Raw genomic sequence first — 23754 nt, 5'->3', positions numbered from 1 at the left:
GTACCACTTCCGTGCCGACGCCGTTACGGAGCAGAACCAGATCGGTGAGCTCGTGTGGGTACGCGAAGAGCTGCGATCTCCGATTCCCGCCGCGGGAACAGACCGGAGGTACGTGGCCTGAGCTGCGGTTAAGCGGCGTGGTGGTATTCGCTGATCGTGCCTGTTCGCTGGTTGTCGAGGTCGGCCACGTTGTGGGCGGGCTGCGTTGCGATGTTCGGGGATCGTAGATGACGAGACTGCGGAACCGCACCGCCCGGGTCACGACAGGGACATCGCTGTCCCCGTCATGACGTGGTCCGGCGCTCGCTCACGGGCGCTGGAGCCACCGGGCCGGGCCGCGGGCTCAGCCGAGGTTCACGCGGGTCAGGGAGTTGACGCGCGTTGCCATGATGCTCACGTTGAATATCGAGATGTTCGAGGTCGTGGTCGCGTTGCACGACAACCGCACGAGCCCGGAGGTGCTCACGGTGCGTGCCGTGACCGCTGACAGGCTGGCGAGCTGGCCGTTGGGGCCCAACGAGGCGACCGTGCGAGCGTTGTTGGTGCTGCTCTCGCTGATGATCAGCAGCGTGCAGGCCAGGCCGGATGCCGCGGCCGTGTTGTTGCGGCCCGTGAGTGTGGCCTCGGCGGTCCAGCTTCCGGCCGGGACGGCGAAGTCGAAGAAGACGTTCGCGGCACCCGTCGCCGTCCGGGTGGCGAACGTGTCGACGATGATCACTTCGGGAGGCACCGCGGCGGACGCCGGGGTCGCTAAGCCGATGCCGGTGAGCATGGCCGCCGCCGCGACCCAGATCGCCCGCCGGCCGCGTACCTTATCGAGAATCGCAGCAGACATGCCGCACCACTCCTCACATCCGGGGCGGCGCTGCGCCGCCCGACGACACTCCGATCGTGCCGTGCGGCATTGCGCAACTGTCGCACCCGCATCCGCGCCAACACCGGGCCCACACATGCCCGACGGCGGAGCGGCCCCTGCGCTCACAGATGGCGTTCGTTGTCGGCGTCTGTGGCAGCGTGGTGGTGATCCGCGGTCCCTTGGCTGTGAAGATCTCCCGGAAGACGCAGGTGAAGAGCGGGGCTCGATCGTGGATCACGACTGCCTTGACCGGTTGGCGGGTGCGGGGCCGTCCTAAGCCCCTCCTGTCGGTGAAGGGTCATTTACGCGCTTTCAGGTGGCGGTGCCAGCGCAAGATCGTCGCTGGGGTGACCGGGCGCGATATCGCCGGCGTGAGCTCACGAATCGCCCTCTCATACCTGCATGCTGCCTCTGCCTAGTTTGGTAGGAGGGAGGCGTGTTTCCGGGTTGGAGGGTAGGTCATGAATTGATCCACTGCTCCAAGAATTCGTCGGCTTCGCGTTCTGTGACAATTCTTCGAGCAGGCGCGGGACCAAAGCTGTCCACGACGTGCCTATGGCTGACAGGCCGTCCCATTCGGACTAGATAACAGGCTTGTCCATCGCTCATCTGGCGTGCCATTGTGCTGACGAATGCGTTTTTTCGATATCGGTTGATGAGAAGACGGAGGTTGTGCTCCTCTAGCTGCTTCCGTAATATTTGCAGTGCTTCTTCGTAGTCTTCCTCTGCTTGTACGGCCAGTATGATCTCGCCTCCTTTCTTGATCTTAATTTCGTACAATGACCGATCTTTGGCTTGTCTGGTTAAAATTGCACATGCCTCTCTGCGTCCAGCGGTTACATCCAGCAGCTTCGGTGTCCGGCGAATTCTGAGTACCCATCTCAGATATTTCAGAGTGACCTTGATGGCAAGCAAGCGGTTCTCCTATCGTTCGGAGGAAATTCAGTGCCGAAGTGGTGCGGAATTCGACATCCGAATGCCGCCTATTTCGTGCTGAGGTTGGGTATCCAAGTGCGCTTGCCTTGGCGGTTGATGTGCCAGGATCACACGATATCACCGGGCTCGATCCGGGCCCACAAGTATTCGTGTTCTGGTTGAGATACTGGTGATAGTCGTCCAACTTTCCGTACTCGTCTTTGAAGCCTTTCCCCGTGCGGTTCGAGGCGTGCAGGATCTCCCACACCGTGGAGGCCGCCATCGAGTAGCCCAGGCGCGCCGGCTCACCCTGGGGTCCGGTGCCCTCAGGTCGGGTTCTGCTGCGCCAACCGCACGATCAGGGCCTTGACCGGCTGATGGATTCAAGGGCGTCTCGGGCTTCTCCTGTCGGTGAACGTCCACTTACGCGCGCTACCAGGTTGCGGTGCCAACGCAGGATCGTCGCTGGCGTTACCAGGAAGATCTTCGCCCCCTCATCAACCGGTAGGCGCGCGATAACAACACCTCGAGATGGTCGCAGTCGCCGCTCTGATAACGCGGCAAAATCCCAGCTCACCGGACGCATCCGTATTTCCGAGCGGGGGAGGGTCAAGTCGCCATCCCGCGTGCGAGGGCTCAGTGATCAACGCGACGCGCCCATTATTGGACGCCAAGCAGGCTTCCGGGGCTGGAGAGCGCTTCAAGATGCCCGGGGCGCAGCGGCGACGGAGTCGGCCAGACGGGCATCATGCCTGAAGCCGGTCCATCCACGGGCCCTTTGCCGGCACCAGGGTGATCGGGCCGCCCAGCCTGAGATAGTGACTCGGGGAAATCCGGGTCGGCGTCAGAGGTGTGGCGCCACTCCTGGTAACGGGATCAGGTGGAGCGGATCAAGGTGAGGGAACCACCGACAACTCTGAGGGGCTACCGGTGCGCCGAGGTGGCCTGGGAGCACCCGGTCTGCCGGTGGGATCACAGCAGCAGTTGACTGAGCGGGTGCACGAAGTACCGCAGTGAGTACGCTTCCCACACCGCGCCGACGATGAGCAGCGCGAGTGCCGGCAGCGCCAGCAGGCCGATCTGCTGCAGGCCTCGGACATAGCCCTGGCGTCGGTTCTGTGCGCCGATGGTGCGGGGGAACAGCCAGTGCCTGCCCAGGAGGTACGCGCCGAGCAGAAGAAGTACGTACGCCTGGAACTCGATGATGAGGGTCAGGGAGTGGGGGATGAGTGCCACCCACCCCTGGGGGGATGCCGGAGCGAGCGTGATGCCGGTCTCGACCGACCAGTAGCCGAAGAACGCGAGCCCCGCGAAGGGCACGATGAGTGACGGAAGCACGATGGTCAGCGCGCTGAGCCGGAAGAGGTTGACTCCGAGGATGGTGAGCGCGAAAAGCGGCGGGGTGTTCACCAGCCAGCGCACCAGCTCGCCGGTGCCGTCCTCCTCCAGGGACGCAGACTGTGCCGCGCTGAGTTCGGGGAAGACGAGTCCGACCACGAACCCGATGATGGCGAGGCCGTAGGCGGCCGCGTTGATGATGAGATAGGCGCGCATGTTTTCGCGGATCACCCCGAAGGGTCGGCGCCAGAACGGTACGGGTGCGGGGTGCTCGATAGGAGCCGACTGGGATGTCATGCCCTCATCGCATCCCATCGTCCGCCGCGCGTGCAGTGGTGGCGTGTCACCGGATGATGTGACACCACGTCACTGTCCTGTGGGGCTCAATAATGGATTTGGTGTCTGACCTGCGGGTTGTCAGTGGTTGCAGCGGGCGGTTTGGTACTCGTTGATGAGGCCGCCGAGGATGGCTTGACGGTGAACTTGGTGGCGGGCGAAGTCGATGGGGGTCGGCGGTCCGGTTTCGGCTTGTGCTGGGCACAGCTGTCCGTTGCCGGCCGAGGGCGGCGACGCGGCTGCCGGGCGGATCCGGGAACCGCCGCCGTGTGCCAGTTGCGGCCCGCAGGTGCCGCCACTCCTGCGTCACTGCCGTCCGTGGCCGCCCGCCATCAGCGCTATGCGCCGTATCCGCCGTCGATCCTCAACACTGCGCCGGTGACGTAGGAGGCCTGTGGGCTGGCGAGGAAGACAACGCCTGCGGCGATCTCCTCCGGCCTGCCGTACCGTCCCATCGCCGTTGTCGGAAGGAACATGGATGCGGCCGGGCTGTCGGCGGGGTTCATCTCTGTGTCGATGAACCCGGACTGGATGACGTTGACCGTGATGCCCCGGTGGGCCAGATCGCGAGCTGCGCCCCGGCTGTAGCCTTCGAGGGCCGACTTGGTGCCCGCGTAGTCGGTCATTCCGGAGAAACCCACCCGAGTTCCCACGCCCGAGCTGATACTGACGATTCGCCCGCCATCGGGCAGCAGCGGGAACGCCGCTCGGATCGCGGCCACCACACTGGTGTAGTTGACGGCGAGCTGGCGATCGAAGGCAGACTCGTCGGCGAGTTCGCTGTCGATCGGGGCGGCGACGGTGACGCCCGCGTTGTTGACCAGAATGTCTAGCTTTCCGAACTGCTGGACCACGTTGTGGATCAGGCCCGCCGCCTGCGTCGCATCCGCCTGGTCGGCTCGGAAGGCCGCCGCGCGTACTCCCTTTGCCTCCAGGTCGGCGACTACCGCCTTGGCCTGATCGGCCGAGGAGGAGTAGCTGATCGCGACGTCGGCGCCTTCGTCAGCCAGCGCCAGTGCCGACGCCGCCCCTATCCCGCGCGATCCGCCGGTCACGATCGCTACCTTGTTGTCCAGCTTTCCCATGTGCTTCCTCCAAGTACGACGGAGTTCTTGACCGCGCGGTCCACTATAAGCATGGTGGACCGGACGGTCAAGAATCCGTATCCTGGTTCGCATGGCACGTCCGCGAGCGTTCGATGAGAAGAAGGTGCTGAACGCCGTCCGGGAGCAGTTCTGGGACGCCGGGTACGCCGCGACCTCGCTGGAAGACCTCATGCGGGTCAGCGGACTGGGCAAGGGCAGCCTCTATGCGGCGTTCGGCGACAAGCGTCAGCTCTTCCTCCGGGCGCTGCGCAGCTACACCGACGAGACCCATGGTCATCTTCGGCAAGCCCTCGCCGAGGCTCCACGGGCCGTGGACGCACTACGCATGCTCCTTGAGGCACCGATCGACGACCCGAACGACGCCGGCGCGCGGCGTGGCTGCCTGATGGCCAACAGCACCTGCGAACTCGGTAACGCCGATCCAGAAGTCCTCGCCCACGCCCATCGCACCTACGAGACGTCCACCGCGCTGATCGCCGACTGCGTCGCCCGCGCTCAACGCGAGGGCGACCTGCCGGCCGAAGCGGATCCGATCGCACTGGCGCGGGCTCTCCTGGCCGCGCAACAAGGGATCCTGTTCATGGGCCGGACCGGGTTGGACACGGACACGCTCACCGCCACGGCACGATCACTCGCGGCTCAACTCCTGCCGGACAACTCCGGCGACTCCTGAACCGACAGGCGCTGGCGGATCGTTTGCACTGTCTCTCATGCAGCTTGGACGGCCATGGAATGGTCGGCACGGGACCTCCCCTTCTATCTTGGCGCTCGGCGGGGACTGCCTGGCCGACATCGCCTCCGACCTGACAGTCTCACGCCTGATCGACCGCCTTCGCCGACCGCCCCGGCGAGGACGCCGCCACAGGTTCCTCGCCTGGCTGACATGCCCCTCACGATGGCCGAATTGCTCCATGGGCCGGTTCTGCGAAGCCCTGCACGGCGCCAACGCCTGCCGCCTGCGACGACATTGAGCAGGCAGTGCAGGAGTCGGCCCGAGCGCACCCGCAGCGAGCTGGACGATCGCCACGTGAGTGCGCTGTTTAGATTGACAAGTGCTACATTAGAGAGGCGTTTAGAGTTAACGAAGGGGACGTCAATGGTTAGGACATGGTTGATCACGGGTGCTTCGCGTGGTCTTGGGCGGCGGCTCGCCGAGGCTGTTCTTGAAGTGGGCGACCAGGTTGTCGCCACCGCGCGTGACCCCGAGCAGTTCGAGGACCTGGTGGCGCGCCACGGTGACCGGATGCGGGCGGTCGCGCTCGACGTTACTGACGCCGCCGCGGCCTTCCGTGCGGTCAAGGAGGCCACCGATGTCTTCGGGCGCCTCGACGTGGTCGTCAACAACGCCGGCTATGGCAACAGTGCGTCGATCGAGGAGATGGCGGAGGATGATTTCCGCGCTCAGATCGAGACCAACCTCTTCGGCGTGGTCAACGTCACGCGCGCCGCGCTGCCCGTTCTGCGTGCGCAGCGGTCGGGGGTCTTCGTGCAGGTCTCTTCCGTTGGCGGGCGCGTGGGCGGTACGCCGGGGATGGGCGCGTACCAGGCGGCGAAGTTCGGGGTTGAGGGCTTCTCCGAGGTGCTGGCCGCCGAGACCGCGCCGTTCGGGGTGAAAGTGATCATCGTGGAGCCGGGCGGGTTCCGTACGGACTGGCAGGGCTCGTCGATGGAGATGCACGCCGTTGGCCCCGACTACGAGGAGACCGTGGGCGCCATTCACCGCTACCGGCTCGACAGCAACGGCAGGCAGCCGGGCGACCCGGCACGCGCCGCCAAGATCATCATTGGCGTGGTGGGCTCGGACGACCCGCCGCGCCGGCTTCTGCTCGGCAGCGACGCTGTCGCCTTGGCGCAGAAGAGTGAGCGGATCCGCGCCGAGGAGACTGAGAAGTGGGCCGCGGTGAGCCGCTCGGCCGACTTTCCGGCAGGCGAATAGGGCTCCACTCTTGTTGGGACGAGCGATCGATTCCACGCTGCCTTCAACAACTTTCTCGTTGAAGTAGCGCTTATGGAGCTATCGATCTCAGGGATGGGTCAACAGGTTACTTCAAGTGCTACGCGACGGGTATCTTCAGGCAGGTGAGAGCAGACGCCGCACGCAATCTGGAACGTGTCCTGAGTACCGGCGCCCGTATGCTCGCCGATGATCCGTCGGCGACCATGGCCGCCATCGCGGCCGAGGCGGGTGTGGATCGTCGTACGGTCTACCGCCGTTTCGCCTCGCGTGAGGACCTCATGGCCGCCGTGTACGGTGCGCGTTACGACGCGGTCGAGGAGGCCGTGGCGGCCGCCAGGTTGCGCGAGGCGCCGGTCGCGGTGGCGTTGCACCGTTACGTCGAGGGCATCATCGCCGTCAATCGCGCATGGCCCGTCGAGACGAGTCGCATGTTGCGCGAGGGGGCGCTCCGCGAGCGTCGTCGCCGCCTGATCGACGAGGTGGACGCCTTTCTGCGGCGCGCCACCGACGAGGGCTTGCTGCGCCGTGACCTGCCATCCGGTTGGGCGGCCACGATCCTGCCGTCGCTGATGGAACACGCCGCCGAAAATCTGTCCGAGCTGAGCGCCGCGCAGGCCGCCGACGTCGTGGTCGACACGCTCCTGCGCGGCATCGGCACCCCGCCGGCACACTGACCCCACGACATATACACACGTCGTCAGCCCAGGGGCGGTGGTCGCCCCCCGCAAAGACCCCACTCGGCTCACGGGGTTGCTGTCGTCGTGCACGATGTGACGGTCTCGCCCTCCTGATCCGGGCGGCTGGTACGGTGATAAGAGCTCGTGTTCGGTAGGTAGGAGACCCCAGTGGCAGGTGACGACGACATCTCCGGGTGATACCGGAGATTGAACGGCCCCGGCAGGCGCGCATGATCGCCGCCGATGTGGCCCCATTCGTCGTTCCTTGATCCCTGGTCACTTTCCGGGCGGCCTCCGCGCGCCCGCGATCTCCTTACGAGGTTTCTCGCATGTCCGATACGTGCATCGTCTGTTCCCGCCTGTCCTTCTCCTGGCCCGACGACACCCCGGTCTTCGACGACCTGTCCTTCAGCGTGGGAAGCGGCCGTACCGGGCTCGTCGCCCCGAACGGCGCGGGCAAGAGCACGCTGCTCAAGCTCATCGCCGGTGAGTACCGCCCTCGCGAGGGAGGCGTCACCGTCGAGGGCGTGCTCGGCTACCTGCCGCAGAGCCTGCCCCTGACCAGCGATCTGACCAGCGATCTGACAGTGGCCGACGTGCTCGGCATCGCGCCGGTGATCGCCGCGCTGGACGCCATCGAGTCGGGCGACGCCGGCGAGGAGCACTTCACCACCATCGGCAACGACTGGGACATCGAAGAGCGCACCCGCGCCCAGCTCGACCGGCTCGGGCTCGGGGACCTCGCCTTCGACCGCCCGCTCGGCACGCTCAGCGGCGGCCAGGTCATCTCGCTCGGCCTGGCCGCTCAACTCCTCAAAAGGCCCGACGTGCTCCTGCTCGACGAGCCGACCAACAACCTCGACCTCGGCGCCCGCCGCAGACTCTACGACGTGCTCGGCGACTGGAACGGCTGCCTGCTCGTGGTCAGCCACGACCGCGCCCTGCTCGACCGCATGGACCGCATCGCCGAGCTCGAACGCGGCGAGGTCCGCTTCTACGGCGGCGACTTCACCGCCTACGAGGAGGCCGTACGCACCGAGCAGGAGGCCGCCGAACGTACCGTGCGCAGCGCCGAACAGGAGCTCAAGCGCGAGAAGCGCGAGATGCAGCAGGCCCGTGAGCGGGCCGAGCGCCGGGCGGGCAACGCGGCCCGCAACCTCAAGAGCGCCGGACTGCCGCGCATCTTCGCCGGCAACATGAAACGCGGCGCCCAGGAGTCGGCCGGCCGGGCGGGCCAGATGCACGCCTCCCGCGTCAGCGACGCCCGGGCCCGGCTGGACGAGGCGGGGCGGGCGCTGCGCGACGACCAGCGCATCTCGCTGGAACTGCCGGGCACGAACGTGCCCGCCGGGCGCACGGTCTTTCTCGGCGAGGGGCTGCGGGCCCGCGACCTGTTCGCCGAGCCGGGCCTCGACCTCACCGTACGCGGCCCCGAACGCATCGCGCTGACAGGCCCCAACGGCGCCGGTAAGTCCACCCTGCTCCGCATGATCAGCGGCGACCTGGAGCCCGGCGGCGGCACCGTCAGGCGGGCCGACGGACGGATCGCCTACCTGTCGCAGCGGCTCGACCTGCTCGACCTCGACCGCACCGTGGCCGGGAACCTGGCCGCGTTCGCCCCCGGCATGGCCGAGGCTGACCGCATGAACCTGCTGGCCCGCTTCCTGTTCCGCGGCGCGCGGGCACACCTGCCGGTGTCGGTGTTGTCCGGCGGCGAACGGCTGCGCGCCACGCTGGCCTGCGTGTTGTGCGCCGAGCCCGCACCCCAGCTCCTGCTGCTCGACGAGCCGACCAACAATCTCGACCTGGTCAGCGTGGCCCAGCTCGAAAGCGCGCTCGGGGCGTACCAGGGGGCGTTCGTGGTGGTCAGCCACGACGAACGCTTCCTCGCCGAGATCGGCGTGCGGCGGTGGCTGGAGCTGTCGGGCGGTCGTCTCCTGGAGACCGGGGGTCCCGCGGGTGAGTGACGCGCTGCTCGCCCGCGATCTCGTACGGACGCCGGGCGCGCGGCGCGTCCTCGACGGCGTCTCGCTCACCGTCGCGCCCGGCGAAAGGATCGGCCTGCCCGGCGTGTACGGGGCGCGGCTGGAGCGGGCCCAGGAGCGCGAGTCATGGGACGCCGACCGGCTCGCCGGGATCGTCCTCGACCGGCTCGGCCTCGGCGGCGTGCCCCACTCCCGCACACTCGCGTCGTTGTCCGGCGGGCAGCGCGGGCGGCCGGCCCTGGCGGCGCTGCTCATCAGGCGGCCCGCGGCGCTGCTGCTCGACGAGCCCACCAACCATCTCTCGCCCCGCCTCTGCGACGAGCTGGAGGAGGCCATGGCCGCCGGGGGGCCGGGCGCGATCGTGATCGCCAGCCATGATCGGTGGCTACGTGGACGCTGGCAGGGTCACCACCTTCTCCTGACAGGTGACGTCTGATGGTCAGGTCGTGAGCCGGACGGGCAGGGTGCGGTGGCCGTTGGAGATGAAGGACTCCACCGGGGTCAGGGAGCCGGGGTCGGTGGCCAAGGTGAGGCCGGAGTAGCGCGTGAACAGGGCGGGCAGGGCGACCAGGGCCTCCATGCGTGCCAGCGGGGCGCCGAGACAGTGATGGGCGCCGTGGCCGAAGGCGAGATGGTCCTTCGCGGGGCGGGTGACGTCGAAGCGGCCGGCGTCGGGGCCGTGGACCAGCGGGTCGCGTCCGGCCGCCGCGTAGCAGGCGAGGATCGCGTCGCCGGCGCGCAACGTGACTCCGTGGCCGAGGTCGATGTCCTCGACGGCGTAGCGCAGCGGGATGCTGGCCACCGGCGCCTGGTGGCGCAGCGCCTCCTCGATGACCGCCTCCCAGGTGACCCGGCCGTCGAGGACGAGGGCCAGCTGATCGGGGTGGGTGAGCAGCGCGAAGATCGCGTGGTCCAGCAGGTTGACGGTGCTCTCGTGGCCCGCGCTGAGGAACAGCGAGAGCGTGGCGACCAGTTCCTCCTCCGACAACCGCGAGCCGGCGTCCCGTGCCGCGATCAGCGCCGAGGACAGGTCGTCGGCGGGTCGTCGGCGCTTCTCGTCGATCAGCGCGTGCAGGATCCGCTGGATGCGCGGGTACGCCTCGGCGGCCTCCTCGGGGTCGGCCGCCGTCCGGAAGAAGGCGTCCACACAGCGGCGTACCTGCTCGCGGGTGTCCTCGTCCGTGACGCCGAACAGCTCGCAGATCACGTCGATGGGGATCGGGTACGCGTAGTGCTCGCGCAGGTCCACGCCCTTGCCCTGGTCGAGGCCGGCCAGTTCGTCGAGCGCGTCGCCGACGATCCGCTCGATGCGCGGGCGCAACTCGGCGGTGCGGCGGGCGGTGAAGGCGCCGGCGACGAGCCCGCGCAACCGGCGGTGGCCGGGGCCGTAGGAGGTGAACATGTTGCGTACGCCCACCCACGGGAACAGCCACTCCGCGGTGACCTCGCCCTTGATCCAGGCCGCCCAGTGCTGGTGGGCGTCCTTGGAGACCCGGGGATCGGTGAGGAGGTCCCGCAGCAACTCCTGCCCGCACACCGCCCAGGCCGGTACGCCTCCGGGCAGTTCGACGCGTACGGCGGGTCCGAGCGCCCGGAGCCGCGCCGCCTCCGCGTGGAGATCACGGCCGGTGGGGTCGATGACGAAGGGCCGATCGTCGGCGGCCTGCTCCATACTGCCCTCCAAGCCTCCTCGAACCGCAAGAGCGCGCACCCCTGGTGATTCTCGGTCCTCGGCAGGCGCCCGTCCAGAAAAGCGCCTCGAATTACGGCCGACACACAATGATCGATGGTGAAACTTGCCGGTTGACCCTGGTGCTGATCGGCAGTTTCATGTGGGATGCGCATTCCTCGTCGCCCCCAGGAAAGGCAGATCCGAGATGGCGCAGGACCCCGCTGAGCGGAAATTCAGCCTGCTCTTCGACTGGTTCGACCACACCGACGACGGCTGGGTCACCCGCGATGACTTCGAGCAGATGGTCAGCCTGTTCACCGCACTCGCCCCTCCCGACGACCAGGCCAACAAGGACGCCATGCGGGCGGCGTTCATGAGATGGTGGGACCTCCTCCTCAGCTTCGGCGCGGCCGACGCCCAGCAGCGCGTGAGCCGGGAGCGGTTCGTGTCCGTCATGCGGTCGCACGTCACGGAGCCGAAGCGGTTCGAGGACGTGGTGATGCCCATCGTCGACGCCCTCATGAGCGCCCTGGACACCAACCGCAGCGGCACGCTGACCGCCGACGAGTACGTCCGCATGTACGACGCCCTCGGCATCCCGCCAGCCACCTCCGCCCCGGCCTTCGAGCGGCTCGACCGCAACCACAGCGGCTCGATCAGCCACGACGAGTTCCGTACCGCGATCGAGGAGTTCTACCTGGGCACCGATCCGCAGGCGCCCGGCAACTGGCTGCTCGGCTCACCGCTCGCGTGACCGGTCCCGCGGCGGGCAGCCAGTTCGACGTGCCGGCGCAGATGTACGAGGACATGTTCGACCTGCCCCTGCGGCGTCACCTGGAGTCGTACACCGTGATGGGGTTGCTCGGGGACCTGTCCGGCAGGAAGGTCCTGGACCTCGGCCGCGGCACCGGCTCCTACAGCCGGTTGATCAGGCGCGCCGGCGCCGCGGCCGCCGTCGGCTGGGTCTCCCGGGAAGGACGGAAGGCACACGGCGCCGCGTTCTGGGAGCCGTACCTGCGTTGTCCCCATGCCGCGCTCCTGAGCTGCCGCAAGGCGGCCCCGGCATAGCGACGAGAGAAGCCTGTCTCCGCGCCGGTCGTGTCGCTGGCACGATCGCGGTCCCGGGCTCGCTCAGGGCTGCACGTGGGTCACCTCCGCACCGATCAGGTCCGCCACCGCCCGCAGGTCGGCCGCGCGGTGGCCGGTGCCCAGGGCCCAGTGGTGTGAGATGCCGCTGGCGCTCCACGCGTCCGTCCACTCGCCCGGGTCGCAGCCGAAGTCCACCCGGGACGTGGTGTTGCCGATCCGCAGCAGCGGACCCGGCACGACCTCGCCCTCCGAGACGACGAACCCGTACCTGCCGTCCCTGTCCTGCCGCAGCCCGAACGCGGTCACCGGGCCCCGCGTCACGTCGAACTCGACCGACACGCCCCACCCGCGCTTGCCGTGGTAGACGCCGAGGCCGCGCAGCAGCGGCCGGTGGGAGCTGATCGCCAGGTGGGCGGGGCCGTCGTGGCCCATCTCCACGTGGCCGCGGGTGAAGTCGAGCGCCTGCAACTCGGTGAACGAGCCGCCGGCGCCCAGCCGGTCCATGACGAGCATGGCCAGCGACGTCCGCAGCTCGTACTCGCCCGCCGCCGGCACGCCCCGCGCCGTGAGCAGGGACGCGCCGAGGATCATGCCCGCGCCCAGCCGCTCGTGGATCTCGCCGTCCAGGCCCCGGTGGTAGTAGGCCAGGCTGTCCAGGCCGAAGTCCTCGACCAGCCGGTCCAGGCCCACCGACACGCGGGCCGCCCACGCCAGGTCCTCCTCCTTCACCGAGTCGGCCAGCTCGAACACCTCGCGCGCCAGCGCCACCCGCTCGCCGGTCTCGGCGTCGGAGACCTTCTCCGTACGCACCCGCAGGTCGTCGAACTCCAGCACCTCCACGTGACCGCCGAAGTTGGCACTGACCAGCGTCAGGTCGGTGGCCACGTCCAGCATGCCCGGGTAGAGGTGGCCCATCAGGCCGTGCCGCCCGTGGCGCAGCGCCGCGCGGACGCCCGCCGCCCGTACCCAGCGGCCGATCCGCTCCCACGCCCGCTCGTCCTCCAGGTAACCCGACACCGAGCGGAACGGGATGCCGCAGCGGGTGAAGGCGTTGGCCATCTCGGGCAGCGGGCAGGCGCCGCAGTAGGCCAGCCACTGGCCGGTGTCGAAGGTGGCGTGCTCCATCGACTCCGTGGGCTGCAGGTTGATCAGCAGCACGGGCGCGCCGCTGCGCTGGGCGATCGGGACGAGCATGGTGGCCGTCATGTACGTCGTCAGGAACCCGACGATCAGGTCGCAGCCCGCGGCCCGCAGTTTCTCGGCCGCCTCGTCGCCCTCGCGGGCGTCGGAGATGAAGCCGACGTCCACGATCTCCGCGTCGAAGCCGCGCATGCGCTCGGCCACCCGGTCCGCCGAGCGCTGGAGCTGGGGCAGCAGGTCGGGGAACTGCGGCCAGTAGGCGCCCAGCCCGCCGGCGACCAGGCCCACCTTGACGCGGGGCGGGGTGATGCGGGGAAAGGTGTTCACGGTTGCTTCTTCAGCGAGCCTCTACTTTTCAGCGGGCCTCACGGTTGCTTCTTCGGCGAGCCTCTACTTTTCAGCGACCCTCGCGGTTACTCCTTCAGCGGGCCTCGACCTCGATGACGCGCGTGTAGTCGTTTGCGCCGTTCGAGGCCAGCGCGACGATGCGGATCGCGTCCGCGGTGACGGGGGTGAAGTCCGAGCGGGCCGTTCCCGCGGTGTTGCCGCGGACCTGCGCGACCGTCTGCCACTGGCCGCCCACCTGCGCCTGCACGTCCCAGTCGCGCACCCCGTACCGGGAGGCGGGGTACCGCTCGGTGTCCAGCGTGTACAGGTCCACGCGGGAGACCTGCCGTGCTTCGCCCAGCGCGATGGACAGCGTGTCGGGCCAGGCTCTGGCGGTCGCGTCGTTCCAGCCGTTGCCGCCGGCCCAGCCATTGGAGGAACGGTCGCCGTCGGCGACGCTGCACGGTGGATAGTTGGCGTTGACGTGCTGGGAGGAGGCGGTGACGGGGCGGCGCAGCGCGAGGTTGCCGCCGTTGTCCAGCTTGTCCACGGTCACGACCTCGACGGGCACCTCCAGCGTGCGCGAGGACGTGCGCAGACGCAGCCCGTACGTGCCCTCCCGGGTGCCGGCCGGCGTGGCGACCAGCAGGTTCGCGCCGACCTGGTAGCCGGGGGGCAGGTAGCTGGTCAGCATCGGGCGGGAGGCCGTCAGCGGCGCGTCCAGCTCCACCCGCATCGTCGAGTACGCGGCCTCGCGGGCGTCACTGCGCATGCCGATCTTGATCTTGGCGGGGCAGGCCGGGTCCACGCCGAGCGGCGCGACCAGCTTGTCCGCGCCCGCGACCGGGGTGAGCCTGCCGGTGCCCTTGGAGACGCCGGACTCGACCTGGACCGACAACGCCGGGGGAGTCGGCTCAGGAACCGGCGGGGTGGGGGCGGCGGTGGTGGCGGCGTAGGTGGCGGTGGGGACGGCGGCGGTGGTGGCGAGGGCCAGGGCGGTGGCGAGGGTCAGGGCGGTGGCGAGAAGACGCATGGTCGCACTCCTTCCTAGAGCACCTGCAGGCCGGGCACGCCGTCGAGGGCGACCAGGCTGGCGCGGGTGGAGACGGGGGCGCCGGGGCGGTCCACGTACGGGACGACCTTGTAGTCCGAGCGCCACTGGCCGCGGGTGACCTCGCAGGAGACGTAGCCGCGCTGGTAGTTGGAGAAGCGCAGGTGCGGGTTGACCGGGTCGGAGCCGCCGGGTGGCACACCGGTGGCGGGGTTGCCGTTGCCGCCGCTGGTGACCGAGGTGCAGACGAACTCGACGCCGACCGCGGGGGAGGCGGGGTCGTCGAAGTCGGTGCGCAGGTCTCCGGCGAGGTTGTAGTGGATGTCGCCGGTCAGCACCACCGGGTTGCCGACCCGCCGCTCGACCAGGCCGGTGAGCAGGCGGTCCTTGGCCGCCTTGTAGCCGTCCCACAGGTCCATGCTGAGCTTCTGCGCCGGGCCCGGGTCGTAGTCGAGTTGCATCATGGCGATCTGCTGGGCCAGCACGTTCCACTTGGCGCGGGAGGCGCCGAGGCCGTCGAGCAGCCACGCCTCCTGCTCGGCGCCGAGCATCTGCCGCGCCGGGTCGAGCCGGTCGGCGCAGTCCACCTGCTGGCCGTCGCCGCAGACCTGGTCGTCGCGGAACTGGCGGGTGTCCAGCACGCTGAACTCGGCCAGGTCGCCGAAGGTGAACCTGCGGTAGATGCGCGCGTCCGGGCCCTCGATGGAGGGGACGCGGACCGGCATGTTCTCCCAGAAGGCCCGGAAGGCGTTGGCGCGGATGACCAGGTAGTCCTGCTCGCTCACCTCGCCGCCGGGGCCGAAGCGGCCCGCCCAGTTGTCGAGCACCTCGTGGTCGTCCCAGGTGACGATCCACGGCGCGCGCCGGTGGGCGGCCTGCAGGTCCGGGTCGCTCTTGTAGAGGCCGTACTGGACGCGGTAGCGGTCGAGGGTGTCGCACTGCACCCGGAACTGCTCGGGCACGGGGGTGTTGCGGTTGCCGCCCATCGGCACGATGCCGTACTCGTAGATGTAGTCGCCGAGGTGGAAGACCACGTCGGGGCTTTCGTCGGCGAGGTGGCGGTAGGCGCTGTAGTAGCCGTCCTGCCAGGAGGCGCACGACGCGAATGCCAGGCGCAGCGACTCGGGGCTGCTGCGCGGCGCCGGCGCCGTCTTGGTGCGGCCGACCGGGCTGAGCTCGCCGCCGGAGCGGAAGCGGTAGAAGTACTCGCGGCCGGGCCGCAGGCCCTTGGCGTCCACGTGCACCGAGTGGCCGTACTCGGGCGTGGCCCAGGCCGAGCCGGAGCGGACGCGCCGGGTGAACGACTCGTCCTCGGCGATCTCCCAGTCGACCCGGATCCTGTTGTACGGCAGGCCGCCGAGCGGCTCCAGCGGCCTGGGCGCCAGGCGCGTCCAGAGGATCACCCGGTCGGGAAGGGGGTCACCGGAGGCGACGCCGAGCCGGAAGGGGTAGTCGGTCCTGGCCGCGGCGGGCGCGGTCCACGGGTCGGCCAGGTTCGTCGTGAAGGCCAGGGCGAACGCGGCGCTGCCTAAGCCGAGGAATCCCCGGCGCGAAGGGTACGGCATGCGGCTTCCAAAGCTGGGGGACGAAGCCCTCACTTTGTAGCAAGCAGGCGCGCTCTTAACAAGATACGAGTTAGAAATAACGCGTTCAAGCGTTACATCTCTGCCACCCGGACGTCCGCGTGGTGGTCGCGCAGCCGCTGCAGCAGCTCGGCCGGGGCGCCGGCGTCCACCACCACCACGTCGAAGTCGTCCAGCGGCGCCACCCGGTGCAGCGCCACCCGGGCCAGCTTGGAGCCGTCCACGGCCAGCACCCGCCGCGACGCCGAGCGCAACATCGCCCGCTTGACCAGCACGATCTCCTGCTCCTGGTGGTAGGCGTACTGCTCGGAGACCGCCGAGGTGGACACCACGGCCAGGTCGGTGTTCACCGCCTCGACCGCGTCCACGCAGCCGAGCCCGAGAAAGGAGTCATGGGTGGCGTGATATTCACCGCCCAGCGCGATGAGCCGGAGGTCGGGCTCGGCGGCCAGCAGCCTGATCGCCTCCAGGAAGTTCGTCACGACGGTGAGCGGGGCCAGCTCGCCCAGGTGGCGGGCCACGGCCAGCGCCGTCGTCGAGTCGTCGAGCATCACCGAGCTGCCCGGCTCGATCATCTGCGCCACGACCCGGGCGATCGCGTTCTTCTCCGCCGTGTGGGCCTTGAGCCGGTAGGCGATGTTGCTCTCCCACACGTTGCTGGCCTGGGCGGTCGCGCCGCCCCTGACCTTGCGGACCATGCCCTGGCGTTCGAGCTCGTCGAGGTCGCGGTGGACGGTCATCAGGCTCACGCCGAAGCTCTCGGCGAGCTCGGTCACGGAGGCGGAGCCCTGGCGCACGATGTGCTCGGCCATGCCCTGCCATCGCGTGGACCTGCTGGAGGTGTGCTGACGCGAATTCACCAATGTCTCCACCCTGCTCGGACGGCTGCGCATCCTACCCTTGACACCCCGCTCGGGCGACTCGTACCCTCCACCCACCGCTATTTTTAACATGTTTGATTGTTAATTTAACAATTCCCTCGGGGGATATCGGACATCGCACGACCGAGGAGACAGCGACCATGAGCGACCAGCTGCACCACGCCAGGGTCAGCCGCGGCCAGTTCCTGAGCATGATGGGCGGTCTGGCCGCGGCCACCCTCGCCACCGCCTGCTCGACCAGGCCGGAGACCACCGCCACCACCGGCGGCGGCAGCACCACCGACCTGAAGTTCATCGGCGTCGCCGACCAGAAGACACCCATGGACGAGCTGGCCGCCGCCTACGCCAAGGCCACGCCGGCCGTCCGGATCAACGCCTCCTACGCTCCGACCGACCAGGTGCAGACCTCCCTGCGTACCCAGCTCGGCGCCGGCAACGCGCCCGACCTGCACGTCGTCTATCCGGGCAGCGGCAGCGCGATGTCGATGACGCAGATCGCCCAGGCGGGGCTGCTGGCCGACCTGTCGGCACAGGCGTGGACCAAGACGATCCCGGAAGGCTTCAAGCCGGCCTTCCAGGTCGAAGGCAAGACCCACCTCTACTCGGCCGGGTCCTCGGTGATCGGCGCCGTCTACAACAAGAAGGTCTTCGAGCAGGCCGGGATCGACGCGCCGCCCGCCACGTGGAGCGAGTTCCTGGCCGTGTGCGACAAGCTGAAGAAGGCCGGGGTGACGCCGATCGCGCTCGGCGCCCAGACACCGTGGGTCACCCAGCTCATCACGTACGCGCTGGTGCCCTCCACCGTCTACGCCAAGGACCCGACGTTCGACGACAAGCAGCTCGCCGGGCAGGCGAGCTTCGCCGGATCGGGCTGGCGCCAGGCCATGGAGATGTACCTGGAGCTGCAGAAACGCGGCTACTTCAACGACAAGCCGAACGGCACCACGTTCGAGCAGCAGACCTCCATGGTGGCCACCGGCAAGGCGGCCATGGCCGTGCAGGTCTCCGCCGTCCTGCCCGACTTCCGCAAGGCCGCCTCCTCGCCCGACGACCTGTCGATGTTCCCTGTGCCCGGCGCCGACACCGCCGATCAGGTGTGGATCCCGGCCGGAGTCGTCGTCGGCCTCGGCGCCGCCGCCAAGGGCCGCAACGTCGAGCAGGCCAAGGCGTTCATCGACTTCCTCGGCCGCCAGGAGAGCATCAACGCCTGGGCCAAGGCCATCTCCGCCATCCCCCTCACCCAGGATGCGAGCTCCACCATCGACCCGGCCGTCAAGTCGTTCCTGCCCTTCACCAAGGACCGCGCCGTGCCGTTCATGGACCAGCGCTGGCCGAACGCCGAGGTCCAGCCGGTGCACTTCGCGGTCGTCCAGGAGTTGCTGGCCGGAGACTCCACGATCGACCAGGCGCTGAAGAAGATGGACGAGGCATACCGCAAGTGACTCCCGTAACAGCGGGCCGCGCCCGCCCGGCGCACGTCCGGCGGCGGCGGCGCTTCACCGCGGCCACCCCCTCCTGGTTGTTCGCCGCGCCCGCCCTGGCCGTGTACGCGCTCGTCGTCCTGTACCCGGCCGTGACCGGCGTGATCTACGCCTTCACCGACTGGAGCGGCATCGGCCGGGACATGTCGTTCGTCGGCCTGGCGAACTTCCGCACCCTGCTGGGCGACGAGCAGGCCATGGGCTCGATCGGCAACACGCTGCTGCTCACCGTGGCCATCGTGGTCGTGCAGAACGGCGCCGGGCTGCTGCTGGCGCTCGGCGTGCACGTCAAGCTCAGGAGCCGGGCCCTGCTGCGGGTCGTCTTCTTCGCGCCCGTGGTCGTCAGCCCGGTCATGGTGGCCTTCCTGTGGAAGTACCTCTACAACCCCGACCCGTCGGCCGGCCTCAACGGGCTGCTCGGCCTGCACATCGACTGGCTGGGCGACCCGTCCGTCGCGCTCTGGTCGATCGCCGGCATGGTCGTGTGGCAGAACGCGGGCTACTCCATGGTCATCTTCCTGGCCGGGCTCGAAGGCGTGCCGCGCGAGCTGCACGAGGCCGCCATGATCGACGGCGCGGGCACCTGGCAGCGCTTCCGTTTCGTCACCTGGCCGCTGCTGGCCCCCGCCCTGACGATCAATCTGATGCTCTCCACGATCGGCGGCCTGAAGCTGTTCGACCAGGTCTTCGCCGCCACCAACGGCGGCCCCGGGTACGCCACCGAGACGTTGTCCACGGTGCTGTACAAGCAGGCGTTCGTCTTCGGCAAGTTCGGCTACAGCACCGCCGTCGCCCTGGTGCTGGCGCTGTTCGTGGCCGCGGTGTCGCTCGTCCAGGTCTACTACCTGCGCAGCCGGGAGGTGACGGCGTGAGAAGGACGTTCGCGCTGGAGATCGTCATGATCGTGGTGGCGGTGGCGTTCCTGTTCCCCGTCTACACGCTGGTCTCGCTCGCGCTCAAGGATCCCGGCCAGATGGCGCGCTCGCCGCTGGCCCCGCCGAACCCGCCCACCCTGGACAACTTCACCAGTGCCTGGTCCGCCGCCGCGCTCGGCCCGTCGCTGGTCAACAGCACGGTGATCACCGCGGTCAGCCTCGTCGCGCTCATCGCGCTCGGCTCGTTCGCCGCGTACTTCCTGGCCCGCGTCCAGACCCGCCTCGGCTACGGCCTGTACGTGTTGTTCCTGCTGGGCATCGTGCTGCCCTTCCAGCTCGGCATGATCCCCCTGTACGAGCTGGTCAACGACCTCGGGCTGATCGGCACGCACGCCGGGATGATCCTCTTCTACACCGGCATCCAGCTCCCGTTCACCGTCTTCCTCTACACCGGCTTCATCCGCGCGCTGCCCCGTGAGTACGCCAGCGCCGCCCAGATCGACGGAGCCTCGCACCTGGCGGCGTTCACCCGCGTGGTCTTCCCGCTGCTGCGGCCCATCACCGGCACCGTGCTGATCCTCAACGCCGTCTTCATCTGGAACGACTTCTTCACCCCGCTGGTCTACCTCGGCGGATCCGGCTTCGAGACGGTCCCGGTCAGCGTGTTCGCCTACGTCGGCCAGTACGTCTCCCAGCACGGGCTCGTCTTCGCCGGGCTCGTGCTCGGCGCGCTGCCGATCGTGCTGGTGTTCCTGGTGCTGCAGCGTTACGTCATCAAGGGCTTCGCGAGCGGACTCAAGGGATGAACGTCTTCGAGGCGTTCCGCGAGCCGCCGCGCGCGTTCTCCCCGGCCGCCATCTGGTGGTGGAGCGGCGAACCGCTGCGCCGCGACCGGCTGCGCTGGCAGATGGAACGCCTGGACGCCGGGGGAGTGCACAACCTGGTCATACTCAACCTCGCCCCCTCGGGGCCGATGTTCGGCGCCGACGCCGACGAGCCGGCGTTCCTGTCGGAGGCGTGGTGGGAACTGCTGGACGGGGTGTGCTCCGACGCCTGCGAGCTCGGCGTGCACCTGTGGTTCTACGACCAGCTCGGCTTCTCCGGCGCCGACCTTCAGGCGCGGCTCGTTCAGGAACGGCCCGAGTTCGCCGGGCAGTGGCTCGTGCAGGAGCGGCCCGAGTTCGCCGGGCAGTGGCTTGTGCAGGAGCCTCGCCTGCAGGTCGGCGGGCAGTGGCGGTCACCCGACGGGTCCGTCACCTTGCGGGGCTTCGACTACCTGTCCCGCGAGGCGTGCGCGGTGTTGCTGGACCGCGTGCACGGCGAGTTCGAGCGGCGGGTCGGGCACTGGTTCGGGCGGGTGATCGCCGGGTCGTTCCAGGACGAGCTGCCGATGCTGCCCACCTGGTCCGCCCGCTTCGCCGAGGAGCACCTCGCCCGGCGCGGGCGGCCGTACTCGCCCGGGGACCCGGGGGCCTACCAGCTCACCCGGGCCGAGCTGGCCGAGGAGGCGTTCTTCCGGCCGCTGGCCGAATGGCACGCCCGGCATGGGCTCGTGCACGGCTGCGATCAGCAGGACCCGGCCCGCGCCGGGCATCCCGTGGACGGGGTGCGGCTGTACGCCGACTACCCGCGTACGCACCGATGGTTCGGCGCGCCCGGCTCCGACCACCACGGCGACGCCCGCCTGCACTCCTCGCTCGCTCATCTGTACGGTCGGCCGCGCACCTGGATCGAGGCGTTCCACTCCAGCGGATGGGGCGGGACGCTGGAGGAGACCTTCGACTGGCTGCTGCCGTGGTTGCGGGCCGGGGCCACCCTGTACAACCCGCACGCCGTCTACTACACGACCAAGCGCGGCTGGTGGGAGTGGGCGCCGCCGTCCACCGACTGGCGGCAGCCGTACTGGCGGCACCACCGCGTCTTCGCGGCGGCGGTCACGCGACTGTGCGCGGCGCTGTCGCTGGGGCGGCACGCCTGCGACGTCGCGGTACTCCTGCCCACCGCCACCGCCCAGGCCGGCATCGGGCCGGACGGCGAGGCGGGCCCTGAGGCGGTGCTGGCGCAGGAGGTGTACCGGGAGCTGGTGGGGGACATGGCCTGGTTCGCCACCTCGCCCGGGGTGCTGGACCGGCTCGGGATCGACGCCGACGTCATCGATGAGGAGTCGGTGCGGCGCGCGGTCGTCAAGGACGGGCGGCTGAGCGTCGCCACCGAGGCGTACCGGGTGATCGTGTTGCCGGCCGTCACGACGCTGGACCCGGAGGTGGCCGCGCGGCTGGCGGAGTTCGCGGAGCGCGGCGGGCTGCTTGTCGCGGTCGGCACGCCCGTGGCCGGAGCCCATTTCGTGGCCTCCGGCGGGCTGCTGGGGGAGGCGCTGGCCGGGCTGGAGCGGCGGGTCGAGGCGCCGGTGCCCGCGCTGGTGCGCGAGCACGGGGATACCACACTGGTGTTTCTGCCCGCGGCGTTTCCCATGGCCAGCCGGATCGGGGTCGGGCGGCCCGAGGAGCGCGGGGTGGAGCTGGGCTGGCTGGACGCGGTCATCGACTTCGACCCCGGCCGGTACGCGCGCACGATGCCGGTCACCGTGCGGGGCGTCTCGGGCACGCCGTTGTTGCTGCGCCCGTTCGCCGGTGGCGATCCCGTGCCGCTGGCGCACACCCGCGAGGGCGATGTCGTACGGGTGGACGTTCCGTTCGACGACGGGCCCGCCGCGCTGCTGGTGTTCGACGGCACGGACGCCTCGCCCGTGGCGCGGCCGGTCTACGCGGTGGAGCAGGACCTCGGGGACGAGTGGGACGTTGAGCTGGTGCCCACCCTGGACGACACCTGGTCCGACTTCGGCTCCGGTGGCGGCGTCGAGTGCTGGACGTTGCGGACGCCGGAGGGGGAGCCGGTGGACGTGACGTTCGGGCCGCGCGGCGAGCAGCGGGTCGGCGACGGGCCGTGGACGCCGTCGGTCTGGTCGGCCTCACGCGGGCTGCGCAAGGACCCCGTGCACCGGGAGACGCTCGGGCCCAAGGGGCGCGTGCCGGTCGAGTTCGTGGCGTTCGGGCAGGTTGGGGCGGCGGTGGAGGCCCGGTTCCGTACGGTGCTCACCGTTCCCGCGGGCGGGGGATGGCTCGCCCTCGGCGCGGGCGCGGCCAAGACGCTCATGATCGACGGCGTTGAGCGGCCGCTCGACGATCGCGGCTACTCCGCCGTCGCGCTCTCGCCTCTCACGGAGGGTGAGCACCTGCTGGAGCTGGTGCTGGTGCCGGATGAGGAGCTCGACCTGCGGGCGTACGCCTGCCTGGTGGCCGATCCCGCCGATGCGGTGCGCCCCGAGTGGATCGCGGGCACTCCGCTGGAGACGGTCGTCCACCTGCCGGAGAGCGGGACTCCGCTGGAGAAGGTCGCGCACCTGCCGGAGAGCGGGACTCCGCTGGAGACGGTCGCGCACCTGCCGGAGAGCGGGCGGGCGGCGGTGCTGCAGGTGGCCTCCACCGCGTTCTGCCGGGTGCTCGTGAACGGTGCCGAGGCCGGTCGGCAGGGTGGTTTCGATCCCTACGCGGAGGCCGACATCCCCCGCGTGCGCCGCTACGACGTCACCCACCTGCTGCGCGAGGGGGCCAACACCGTGCGCGTCGAGTCCGACGGGTGGGTCCTGGTCGACGGCCTGGCGGTCTCCGGTCCCGGCTGGTCGCCCGCGCCCCGCGTACGGCGGCGGCAGCACGGGGATCCCGCCGCCCTCTGGTTGCTGCCCCGCCCGCACCCGCTGCCGGAGGCGGACTGGCTCGACGGCGGCCCGGTCGCCCTGCCCGCCGGGTTCGCGGTGCCCGGCGCCCGTCCGCGTACCGAGCGGTTCCTGCTCGACCCGCCGCCCGGGGCGACGGGCGTCGAGGTGCCCGCCGTGGGCGAGTGCGAGGTGCGGTGGCCGGTCGAGCTCCTGGTACGCACCACACCGGGCGCGCAGGCCGGGGCGGCGCTCACCGGGCCGATCCGGTTCGCGTGCGGGCCCGGCCGGATGCGGCTGGGCGACTGGGAGGAGCAGGGGCTGGCCGGTTACAGCGGCGGCGTGCGCTACCGGGCCACGGTGTCCGCCGGTTCCGGGGCGGGCCTGCTCGACCTCGGCCGGGTCAGGGGCAGCGCCGAGGTGAGCGTGAACGGGCGGCCCTGCGGCGTGCGGGTCTGCTCGCCGTACGTCTTCGACGTCGAACTGGACGAGGGTGACAACGTCGTCGAGATCCTCGTACTCGGCACTCTGGCGCCCTACCTGGACGAGGTCAGCCCCACGCACTTCGTCTTCCCCGGCCAGCGCACCACCGGCCTCTTCGGCCCCGTCCGCCTGCGTCGGCAGCCTGTGGAGCGTGACGGCCACTTCTGACGCGATCTTCGGCACCTTTTGCATGACCTTCGACATAAGCCCCGAACCGGCTGGGCGTTGTGACCGGCCGAGTCCGCGGCATCCCCGCGTCATCCGCCTGTAGGCCAGGGCACACGGGACCG

Annotated in this window: 20 protein-coding genes; 11 read left to right on the top strand and 9 right to left on the bottom strand. The window is 69.6% G+C overall.

What is annotated here, in order from left to right:
• Window positions 1–343: 343 nt before the first annotated feature.
• From AB0I81_RS53845 to AB0I81_RS53830, 4 genes are all read right to left on the bottom strand, one after another.
• Window positions 344–835: a hypothetical protein gene (locus tag AB0I81_RS53845; RefSeq protein ID WP_360676121.1), complete on the bottom strand. Its 492-nt coding sequence runs from the start codon at window positions 833–835 to the stop codon at window positions 344–346.
• A gap of 480 nt (window positions 836–1315) precedes the next feature.
• Window positions 1316–1771 carry a hypothetical protein gene (locus AB0I81_RS53840; protein ID WP_360676119.1) on the bottom strand — a complete coding sequence of 152 codons (456 nt, stop codon included), beginning with the start codon at window positions 1769–1771 and terminating at the stop codon, window positions 1316–1318.
• A gap of 972 nt (window positions 1772–2743) precedes the next feature.
• On the bottom strand, window positions 2744–3325 hold the full coding sequence (locus tag AB0I81_RS53835) for a stage II sporulation protein M (RefSeq protein ID WP_360676116.1): 582 nt from the start codon (window positions 3323–3325) through the stop codon (window positions 2744–2746).
• A gap of 458 nt (window positions 3326–3783) precedes the next feature.
• The gene (locus AB0I81_RS53830; RefSeq protein ID WP_360676114.1) at window positions 3784–4530 is read right to left on the bottom strand and encodes an SDR family oxidoreductase; all 747 of its coding nucleotides are present in this window, start codon (window positions 4528–4530) and stop codon (window positions 3784–3786) included.
• A gap of 91 nt (window positions 4531–4621) precedes the next feature.
• On the opposite strand from AB0I81_RS53830, the gene AB0I81_RS53825 reads away from it, so the two are divergent.
• From AB0I81_RS53825 to AB0I81_RS53805, 5 genes are all read left to right on the top strand, one after another.
• Window positions 4622–5224, top strand: coding sequence for a TetR/AcrR family transcriptional regulator (locus tag AB0I81_RS53825; RefSeq protein ID WP_360676111.1), 603 nt, complete (start codon window positions 4622–4624; stop codon window positions 5222–5224).
• Between the two features lie 423 nt (window positions 5225–5647).
• Window positions 5648–6487: an oxidoreductase gene (locus AB0I81_RS53820; protein ID WP_360676108.1), complete on the top strand. Its 840-nt coding sequence runs from the start codon at window positions 5648–5650 to the stop codon at window positions 6485–6487.
• Window positions 6488–6684: 197 nt separating this feature from the next.
• Complete coding sequence (locus AB0I81_RS53815; protein ID WP_360676105.1) at window positions 6685–7182, top strand: TetR family transcriptional regulator; 498 nt, start codon at window positions 6685–6687, stop codon at window positions 7180–7182.
• A 332-nt stretch (window positions 7183–7514) separates the two neighbouring features.
• Window positions 7515–9152, top strand: coding sequence for an ABC-F family ATP-binding cassette domain-containing protein (locus AB0I81_RS53810; protein ID WP_360676102.1), 1638 nt, complete (start codon window positions 7515–7517; stop codon window positions 9150–9152).
• Window positions 9145–9606, top strand: a complete 462-nt coding sequence (locus AB0I81_RS53805) for an ATP-binding cassette domain-containing protein (RefSeq protein WP_360676100.1) — start codon at window positions 9145–9147, stop codon at window positions 9604–9606. The genes AB0I81_RS53810 and AB0I81_RS53805 overlap by 8 nt, the downstream gene beginning before the upstream one ends.
• 3 nt (window positions 9607–9609) lie before the next feature.
• On the opposite strand, the gene AB0I81_RS53800 is transcribed toward AB0I81_RS53805, so the two are convergent.
• Window positions 9610–10854: a cytochrome P450 gene (locus AB0I81_RS53800; protein WP_360676097.1), complete on the bottom strand. Its 1245-nt coding sequence runs from the start codon at window positions 10852–10854 to the stop codon at window positions 9610–9612.
• 193 nt (window positions 10855–11047) lie between these two features.
• Between AB0I81_RS53800 and AB0I81_RS53795 the strand changes: the two genes are divergently transcribed.
• Both AB0I81_RS53795 and AB0I81_RS53790 read left to right on the top strand, forming a co-directional pair.
• Window positions 11048–11596, top strand: a complete 549-nt coding sequence (locus AB0I81_RS53795) for an EF-hand domain-containing protein (RefSeq protein WP_360676094.1) — start codon at window positions 11048–11050, stop codon at window positions 11594–11596.
• Window positions 11593–11910 carry a hypothetical protein gene (locus AB0I81_RS53790; RefSeq protein ID WP_360676091.1) on the top strand — a complete coding sequence of 106 codons (318 nt, stop codon included), beginning with the start codon at window positions 11593–11595 and terminating at the stop codon, window positions 11908–11910. Before AB0I81_RS53795 ends, AB0I81_RS53790 begins: the two co-directional genes overlap by 4 nt.
• A gap of 63 nt (window positions 11911–11973) precedes the next feature.
• Here the strand turns inward: AB0I81_RS53790 and AB0I81_RS53785 are convergent, their stop codons facing one another.
• The 4 genes from AB0I81_RS53785 to AB0I81_RS53770 form a co-directional block, all read right to left on the bottom strand.
• Window positions 11974–13398: an L-fucose/L-arabinose isomerase family protein gene (locus AB0I81_RS53785; protein WP_360676088.1), complete on the bottom strand. Its 1425-nt coding sequence runs from the start codon at window positions 13396–13398 to the stop codon at window positions 11974–11976.
• 94 nt (window positions 13399–13492) lie between these two features.
• Window positions 13493–14431, bottom strand: a complete 939-nt coding sequence (locus tag AB0I81_RS53780; RefSeq protein WP_360676085.1) for a discoidin domain-containing protein — start codon at window positions 14429–14431, stop codon at window positions 13493–13495.
• 14 nt (window positions 14432–14445) lie between these two features.
• Window positions 14446–16014: an alkaline phosphatase D family protein gene (locus AB0I81_RS53775; RefSeq protein WP_360676082.1), complete on the bottom strand. Its 1569-nt coding sequence runs from the start codon at window positions 16012–16014 to the stop codon at window positions 14446–14448.
• 92 nt (window positions 16015–16106) lie between these two features.
• On the bottom strand, window positions 16107–16892 hold the full coding sequence (locus AB0I81_RS53770) for a DeoR/GlpR family DNA-binding transcription regulator (RefSeq protein WP_360676079.1): 786 nt from the start codon (window positions 16890–16892) through the stop codon (window positions 16107–16109).
• Between the two features lie 161 nt (window positions 16893–17053).
• Between AB0I81_RS53770 and AB0I81_RS53765 the strand changes: the two genes are divergently transcribed.
• From AB0I81_RS53765 to AB0I81_RS53750, 4 genes are read left to right on the top strand one after another with little or no spacing between them, the layout of a single operon-like run.
• Window positions 17054–18355, top strand: a complete 1302-nt coding sequence (locus AB0I81_RS53765; protein ID WP_360676076.1) for an extracellular solute-binding protein — start codon at window positions 17054–17056, stop codon at window positions 18353–18355.
• Complete coding sequence (locus tag AB0I81_RS53760) at window positions 18352–19266, top strand: sugar ABC transporter permease (protein WP_360676073.1); 915 nt, start codon at window positions 18352–18354, stop codon at window positions 19264–19266. Before AB0I81_RS53765 ends, AB0I81_RS53760 begins: the two co-directional genes overlap by 4 nt.
• A complete protein-coding gene (locus AB0I81_RS53755; protein ID WP_360676070.1) occupies window positions 19263–20075 on the top strand; it encodes a carbohydrate ABC transporter permease in 813 nt (270 codons plus the stop codon). The genes AB0I81_RS53760 and AB0I81_RS53755 overlap by 4 nt, the downstream gene beginning before the upstream one ends.
• Window positions 20072–23632, top strand: a complete 3561-nt coding sequence (locus tag AB0I81_RS53750; protein ID WP_360676067.1) for a hypothetical protein — start codon at window positions 20072–20074, stop codon at window positions 23630–23632. Before AB0I81_RS53755 ends, AB0I81_RS53750 begins: the two co-directional genes overlap by 4 nt.
• Window positions 23633–23754: the final 122 nt, after the last annotated feature.

This window comes from Nonomuraea sp. NPDC050404 (assembly GCF_040655495.1).
Classification (GTDB): Bacteria; Actinomycetota; Actinomycetes; order Streptosporangiales; family Streptosporangiaceae; genus Nonomuraea.
This window is presented reverse-complemented; position numbering and strand designations above follow the sequence as displayed.